This window comes from Pseudomonas sp. (genome assembly GCF_037994325.1).
Lineage (GTDB): Bacteria > Pseudomonadota > Gammaproteobacteria > Pseudomonadales > Pseudomonadaceae > Aquipseudomonas.
The window spans coordinates 1-7,389 of record NZ_JBBNAH010000291.1; the positions used below are offsets into that span (position 1 = coordinate 1).

The 7,389-nt window shown below is 55.5% G+C and carries 6 protein-coding genes; all 6 read right to left on the reverse strand.

The window, feature by feature from the left end; genetic code table 11:
* Window positions 1-89: 89 nt before the first annotated feature.
* The 6 genes from rpoB to nusG all read right to left on the reverse strand — a co-directional run bounded on the left by rpoB (window position 90) and on the right by nusG (window position 7,305).
* On the reverse strand, window positions 90-4,163 hold the full coding sequence (rpoB, locus tag AAAB16_RS09855) for a DNA-directed RNA polymerase subunit beta (protein ID WP_340663169.1): 4,074 nt from the start codon (window positions 4,161-4,163) through the stop codon (window positions 90-92).
* Window positions 4,164-4,382: 219 nt separating this feature from the next.
* Entirely contained in the window at window positions 4,383-4,748 is a 366-nt protein-coding gene (gene rplL / locus AAAB16_RS09860; RefSeq protein ID WP_110618204.1) for a 50S ribosomal protein L7/L12, read from the reverse strand.
* 78 nt (window positions 4,749-4,826) lie between these two features.
* Window positions 4,827-5,327 carry a 50S ribosomal protein L10 gene (gene rplJ / locus AAAB16_RS09865; RefSeq protein ID WP_108096540.1) on the reverse strand — a complete coding sequence of 167 codons (501 nt, stop codon included), beginning with the start codon at window positions 5,325-5,327 and terminating at the stop codon, window positions 4,827-4,829.
* 200 nt (window positions 5,328-5,527) lie between these two features.
* Entirely contained in the window at window positions 5,528-6,223 is a 696-nt protein-coding gene (rplA, locus tag AAAB16_RS09870) for a 50S ribosomal protein L1 (protein ID WP_271196045.1), read from the reverse strand.
* Window positions 6,224-6,655 carry a 50S ribosomal protein L11 gene (rplK, locus tag AAAB16_RS09875; protein WP_108096542.1) on the reverse strand — a complete coding sequence of 144 codons (432 nt, stop codon included), beginning with the start codon at window positions 6,653-6,655 and terminating at the stop codon, window positions 6,224-6,226.
* 116 nt (window positions 6,656-6,771) lie between these two features.
* On the reverse strand, window positions 6,772-7,305 hold the full coding sequence (nusG, locus tag AAAB16_RS09880; protein WP_108096543.1) for a transcription termination/antitermination protein NusG: 534 nt from the start codon (window positions 7,303-7,305) through the stop codon (window positions 6,772-6,774).
* Window positions 7,306-7,389: the final 84 nt, after the last annotated feature.

Here is a 7,389-nt window from a genome sequence, read left to right on the forward strand (position 1 = left end):
CAACAGATTCAGCAAGTCTTTCAAGGCCTTTCCTCCTCACGGACCAGCGGCAACCCGGCCTTGGCCGGGCGCCGCATAGGCGGTGCGTGTTATTCGGTTTCCAGTTCGATGTCGATACCGAGCGAGCGGATCTCTTTGATCAACACGTTGAAGGACTCGGGCATGCCGGCCTCCATGCGGTGATCGCCGTCCACGATGTTTTTGTACATCTTGGTACGGCCGTTCACGTCATCCGACTTAACGGTCAGCATTTCCTGCAGGGTGTACGCGGCGCCGTATGCTTCCAACGCCCAAACTTCCATCTCCCCGAAGCGCTGACCACCGAACTGCGCCTTACCACCCAGCGGCTGCTGGGTAACCAGGCTGTAGGAACCCGTGGAACGCGCGTGCATCTTGTCGTCCACCAGGTGGTTCAGTTTCAGCATGTACATATAGCCAACGGTCACACGGCGCTCAAACTGGTTGCCGGTACGGCCATCGAACAGCTGCATCTGGCCGCTTTCTGGCAAGTCTGCCAGTTTCAGCATGGCCTTGATTTCGCTTTCCTTGGCACCGTCGAATACCGGAGTAGCCATTGGCACGCCGCCACGCAGGTTCTTCGCCAGATCGAGAATCTCTTGGTCAGACAGGTCTGCCAGAGTTTCTTGACGGCCACCGATCTCGTTGTAGATCTGGTGCAGGAACTTACGCAGCTCAGCAACCTTACGCTGCTCTTCGAGCATGCGGTTGATCTTCTCACCCAGACCTTTAGCCGCGAGGCCCAGGTGGGTTTCAAGGATCTGACCGACGTTCATACGCGAAGGTACGCCCAGCGGGTTAAGAACGATGTCGACCGGGGTGCCATAGGCATCGTGCGGCATGTCTTCAACCGGCATGATCACCGAGACCACACCTTTGTTACCGTGACGACCAGCCATCTTGTCACCCGGCTGGATGCGACGACGGATTGCCAGGTAAACCTTGACGATCTTCAACACGCCTGGAGCCAGGTCATCGCCCTGCTGCAGCTTGCGCTTCTTATCTTCGAACTTGTCGTCGAGCAACTGGCGACGATCAACGATGTAGGCCTGCGCTTTCTCAAGCTGCTCGTTTAGAGCATCTTCAGCCATACGCAGCTTGAACCACTGACCGCGCTCGAGGCCGTCGAGGAACTCGTCGGTGATCTCGGCGCCTTTCTTCAGGCCAGCACCGCCCTCAGCTTTCTTGCCGACCAGAGCGGAACGCAGGCGTTCGAAGGTTGCACCCTCAACAATGCGGAACTCTTCGTTAAGGTCTTTACGGATCTCGTCGAGCTGCATCTTCTCGATCGACAGCGCACGAGCGTCACGCTCAACGCCATCACGGGTGAACACCTGCACGTCAATAACAGTGCCCTTGGTACCGGTAGGTACGCGCAGGGAAGTGTCTTTAACGTCGGAAGCCTTTTCACCGAAGATTGCACGCAGCAGTTTCTCTTCTGGGGTCAGCTGGGTCTCGCCCTTCGGAGTAACCTTGCCCACCAGAATGTCGCCAGCGCCAACTTCAGCACCCACGTAAACGATACCGGCTTCATCCAACTTGTTCAGCGCAGCTTCACCCACGTTCGGAATGTCCGAGGTGATCTCTTCTGGCCCAAGCTTAGTGTCACGCGCCACACAGGTCAGTTCCTGAATGTGGATCGTGGTGAAACGGTCTTCTTGAACCACGCGCTCCGAAAGGAGGATGGAGTCTTCGAAGTTGTAACCGTTCCAGGCCATGAACGCGATACGCATGTTCTGGCCCAAGGCCAACTCACCCATATCGGTCGACGGACCGTCAGCCAGGATGTCGCTACGCTCAACCTTGTCACCCTTGCTGACCAGCGGACGCTGGTTAATGCAGGTGTTCTGGTTGGAGCGGGTGTATTTGGTCAGGTTATAGATATCGACACCAGCTTCGCCGGTTTCAACTTCGTCATCTGCCACACGAACCACGATACGGCTGGCGTCTACGGAGTCGATCACGCCGCCACGACGAGCTACGACGCAAACGCCGGAGTCACGAGCAACGTTACGCTCCATGCCGGTACCAACCAGCGGTTTATCGGAACGCAGAGTCGGAACAGCTTGACGCTGCATGTTCGAACCCATCAACGCACGGTTGGCGTCGTCGTGCTCAAGGAACGGAATCAACGAAGCGGCGACGGACACAACCTGCTTCGGCGAAACGTCCATCAACGTGACGTCTTCCGGCACCTTAACGGTGAATTCGTTGAGGTGGCGAACAGCTACCAACTCATCAACCAACTGACCCTTCTGGTTCATCGCTGCCGATGCCTGAGCGATCACGTGGTCAGCCTCCTCGATAGCCGAGAGGAACACGATTTCGTCAGTAACCAGGGTGTCCTTCACCACGCGGTACGGGCTTTCAAGGAAGCCGTACTGGTTAGTGCGGGCATAGGCTGCCAGGGAGTTGATCAGACCGATGTTCGGACCTTCCGGCGTTTCGATTGGGCAGACACGACCGTAGTGAGTCGGGTGCACGTCACGAACTTCGAAGCCAGCACGCTCACGAGTCAAACCACCTGGGCCGAGAGCAGAAACGCGGCGCTTGTGGGTGATCTCGGACAGAGGGTTGTTCTGGTCCATAAACTGGGAAAGCTGGCTGGAACCGAAGAACTCTTTCACCGCCGCAGCCACTGGCTTAGCATTGATAAGATCTTGCGGCATCAGGCCTTCGCTTTCAGCCATCGACAGGCGCTCTTTGACCGCACGCTCTACGCGCACAAGGCCAACGCGGAACTGGTTCTCGGCCATCTCGCCAACACAACGCACGCGACGGTTACCCAGGTGGTCGATGTCATCGACGATGCCTTTGCCGTTACGGATGTCGACCAGGGTCTTAAGAACTTCAACGATGTCTTCTTTGCTCAACACGCCCGAACCCTCGATCTCGGTACGACCGATACGACGGTTGAACTTCATGCGACCTACAGCAGACAGGTCGTAGCGCTCAGCGCTGAAGAACAGGTTGTTGAACAGGGTCTCGGCGGCATCCTTGGTAGGTGGCTCGCCTGGACGCATCATGCGGTAGATCTCGACCAGCGCTTCCAACTGATTGGTAGTGCCGTCGATTTTCAAGGTATCGGAGATGAACGGGCCGCGATCGATATCGTTGGTGTACAACGTTTCGATGCGCACAACCTGAGCCTTGGCGATTTTTGCCAAGATTTCAGTGTTCAGCTCGGTGTTGCGCTCAGCCAGGATTTCGCCAGTAGCTGGGTGAACGATCGCCTTGGCACTCGTACGGCCAATGACGTAGTCCAGCGGAACTTCCAGCGTTTTGATGCCGGATTTATCCAACTGGTTGATGTGGCGCGCGGTAATACGGCGGCCTTGCTCAACGATGACCTTGCCCTTCTCGTCTTTAATATCAAGAACAGCAATTTCGCCACGTAGACGGTGCGGTACCAGTTCCAGGCTGAGATTCTCACCCTGAACGTGGAACACGTTGGTCTCGTAGAAAGCGTCAAGCACTTGCTCAGTGGTGTAACCCAGCGCGCGCAGCAGGACGGAAGCCGGCAATTTGCGGCGGCGGTCGATACGTACGAATACAGCGTCTTTCGGGTCGAACTCGAAGTCCAACCACGAACCGCGGTACGGAATGATGCGCGCGGAGTACAGCAGCTTGCCCGAGCTGTGAGTCTTGCCACGGTCGTGGTCGAAGAACACACCTGGGGAACGGTGCAGCTGGGAAACGATGACGCGCTCGGTACCGTTGATAACGAAGGTACCGTTTTCGGTCATCAGGGGGATTTCCCCCATGTAAACTTCTTGCTCTTTGATGTCCTTGATCGCTTTGTTCGACGATTCCTTATCGAAAATGATCAGACGGACTTTTACCCGCAGCGGCACGGCGAATGTCACGCCACGCAGCACGCACTCTTTCACGTCAAATGCCGGTTCGCCCAAGCGATAACCGACATACTCCAGAGCAGCATTGCCGGAATAGCTGATAATCGGGAAAACGGACTTGAAGGCCGCATGCAGGCCGATGTCGCGGAACTGATCCTTTGTAGCTCCCGCCTGCAAGAATTCGCGATACGAATCCAGCTGGATGGCCAGGAGGTAAGGCACATCCATGACATCCGGCAACTTGCTAAAGTCCTTGCGGATACGTTTTTTCTCAGTATATGAGTAAGCCATCAGCGTTCCCCAGCTTGGTCACCTGCTTATTTGGCTCCTCCCGACGGGAACAGCCAGAAAATCTTGCAAACTCTCGGTTTGCGCCACCCCTCAGGGCGGTTACTGCTTCAGCTACAGGCCACCCCCAAGGGCGGCCTATAACGGAAAAAGGCCGGTGGCAAAAGCCACCAGCCATCAGCCTTTCGCTTAACGCTTGGGCTGTAGACGCAAGGTCGTCGCTTACTTGAGCTCGACTTTGGCGCCAGCTTCTTCCAGGGTCTTCTTAGCAGCTTCAGCTTCGTCTTTCGACACGCCTTCTTTAACAACGCCAGGAGCGCTATCAACAACAGCTTTAGCTTCTTTCAGGCCCAGACCGGTCAGCTCACGAACGACCTTGATCACGTTTACTTTCTTCTCGCCGGATTCAAGCAGAACAACGTTGAATTCGGTTTGTTCTTCAACAACGGCAGCAGCAACAGCTGGGCCAGCGGAAGCAGCAGCAGCGCTAACGCCGAATTTCTCTTCCATTGCCTTGATCAGCTCAACGATTTCCAGAACGGATTTCTCGCCGATTGCGTCGATGATTTCTTGGTTAGACAGAGCCATGACTCTAATTCCTGTATTGGGGTGACGGCCTACGCGGCCATCGAAATAAACAATAAACGCGAAAGGAGATGCTCAGCCTTAGGCTGCGGCAGCTTCTTTCTGGTCGCGAAGGGCCGCCAGAGTACGAGCCAATTTGCTGGTTGCGCCTTGAATCACGCTCATCAGCTGAGAAATTGCTTCGTCACGGGTCGGCAGGCTTGCCAGTACGTCGATCTGATTAGCTGCGAGGAACTTGCCCTCGAACGCAGCTGCCTTGATCTCGAACTTATCCTGACCTTTGGCGAACTCTTTGAACAAACGGGCAGCAGCGCCAGGATGTTCGTTGGAGAATGCAACCAGGGTCGGGCCAGTGAACACGTCGTTGAGCACATCATACTGAGTGCCGGCAACGGCGCGCTTTAGCAGGGTGTTACGTACAACACGTACGTAAACGCCAGCTTCACGAGCCTCTTTACGGAGTCCGGTCATTGCGCCTACTGTCACACCACGGGCATCAGCCACGACAGCGGACAGAGCGACTTTGGCAGCCTCGTTGACTTCAGCGACGATGGCCTTCTTGTCTTCGAGTTTAATTGCCACGGGTTAACTCCTGCTTGTTACGTTTCACCTAGCCGAAGCTAGATGTCGTTTGGTGTCAGATTCCGTAAGGAACCGGGAGCACCATCTGCGTAGGCTTGAGTTTTAAGACTTGCGTCGCCTACGGTCTTGGATAGCCCCCGCCAGGCAGGGACCCCAATCTTTCATCAGCTGACGCAATTACTTACGTCAGCCGTTTTGTCTTACGCGTTCAGGGAGCCCTGGTCGATAACCAGGCCCGGACCCATGGTAGTGCTCAGGGTCACGCGCTTAACGTAGATACCTTTCGAAGAAGCTGGCTTGATGCGCTTGAGATCAGCGATCAGGGCCTCAACGTTTTCCTTCAGCTTGATGGCGTCAAAGCCAACTTTGCCGACGGAGGTGTGGATGATGCCGTTTTTGTCGGTGCGATAACGAACCTGACCAGCCTTGGCGTTTTTCACGGCAGTAGCTACGTCTGGAGTTACGGTACCAACTTTAGGGTTAGGCATCAGGCCACGCGGACCCAGGATCTGGCCCAATTGACCGACAACGCGCATGGCGTCCGGAGAAGCGATAACTACGTCGTAGTTCAGCTCGCCCGCTTTCATTTCAGCGGCCAGCTCATCCATACCAACGCGGTCAGCACCGGCAGCCAGAGCCGCTTCAGCAGCCGGGCCTTGGGTGAACACAGCAACACGTACGGTCTTACCGGTACCGTGCGGCAAAACGGTAGCGCTACGTACAACTTGGTCGGATTTACGCGGGTCAACGCCCAGGTTCACAGCGATATCGAACGATTCGGTGAACTTAACTTTCGACAGCTCGCCCAGCAGGGTGGCCGCTTCTTCGAAGCCGTAAGATTTACCGGCAACGATTTTTTCGGCGATAGCCTTTTGGCGTTTAGTCAACTTAGCCATTTACACACCCTCCACGTTGAGGCCCATGCTGCGAGCAGAACCGGCGATAGTACGCACGGCTGCATCCATATCAGCAGCGGTCAGATCAGCCTGCTTGGTTTTGGCGATCTCTTCGAGCTGAGCACGGGTAACGGTGCCGACCTTGACGCTGTTCGGGCGAGCCGAACCGCTAGTCAGACCAGCAGCCTTCTTCAGCAGAACTGAAGCAGGGGTGCTTTTGGTTTCAAAGGTGAAACTACGGTCGCTATAAACAGTGATGATCACTGGAGTCGGCAGACCAGGTTCCATGCCCTGAGTCTTGGCGTTGAACGCCTTGCAGAATTCCATGATATTCACACCATGCTGACCGAGAGCCGGGCCCACGGGCGGGCTCGGGTTAGCTTGTGCAGCCTTTACTTGCAGCTTGATATAAGCCGTGATTTTCTTAGCCATTAGCTACTCCAATTCGGGTTCTAACGCCTTGCGGCTCCCCGGGTTACTTACGTGTTTATCCCAGTGACGACAAAACCCCGCAGCCTGAGACTGCGGGGTACGGGATGCTTTGTCAGTTATGCCTTCTCGACCTGACTAAACTCCAACTCAACCGGGGTAGAGCGACCAAAAATAGTCACAGCCACCTGAATCCGGCTCTTCTCGTAGTTCACTTCTTCGACAACACCGCTAAAGTCAGCGAACGGACCGTCAATAACACGGACCATCTCACCTGGCTCAAACAGAGTTTTCGGCTTCGGCTTATCGCTACCATCCGCGACACGACGCAGAATTGCGTCAGCCTCTTTATCAGTGATTGGCGCAGGCTTGTCGGCAGTACCGCCGATGAAACCCATGACCCGAGGGGTATCCTTGACCAAGTGCCAAGTACCTTCGTTCATGTCCATCTGCACCAGAACATAACCGGGGAAGAACTTGCGTTCACTTTTGCGCTTCTGGCCATTACGCATTTCAACCACTTCTTCAGTGGGAACCAGAATCTCGCCGAACCCATCTTCCATGCCGGCCAGCTTGACGCGCTCGATCAGAGAGCGCATTACATGCTTCTCGTAACCCGAGTAAGCATGCACAACGTACCAACGCTTAGCCACGGGACACCTTTAACCAACAATCATGGAAACAAGCCAGCCTAGCAGGGAGTCAAGCCCCCACAACAACAGCGCCATAACCAACAC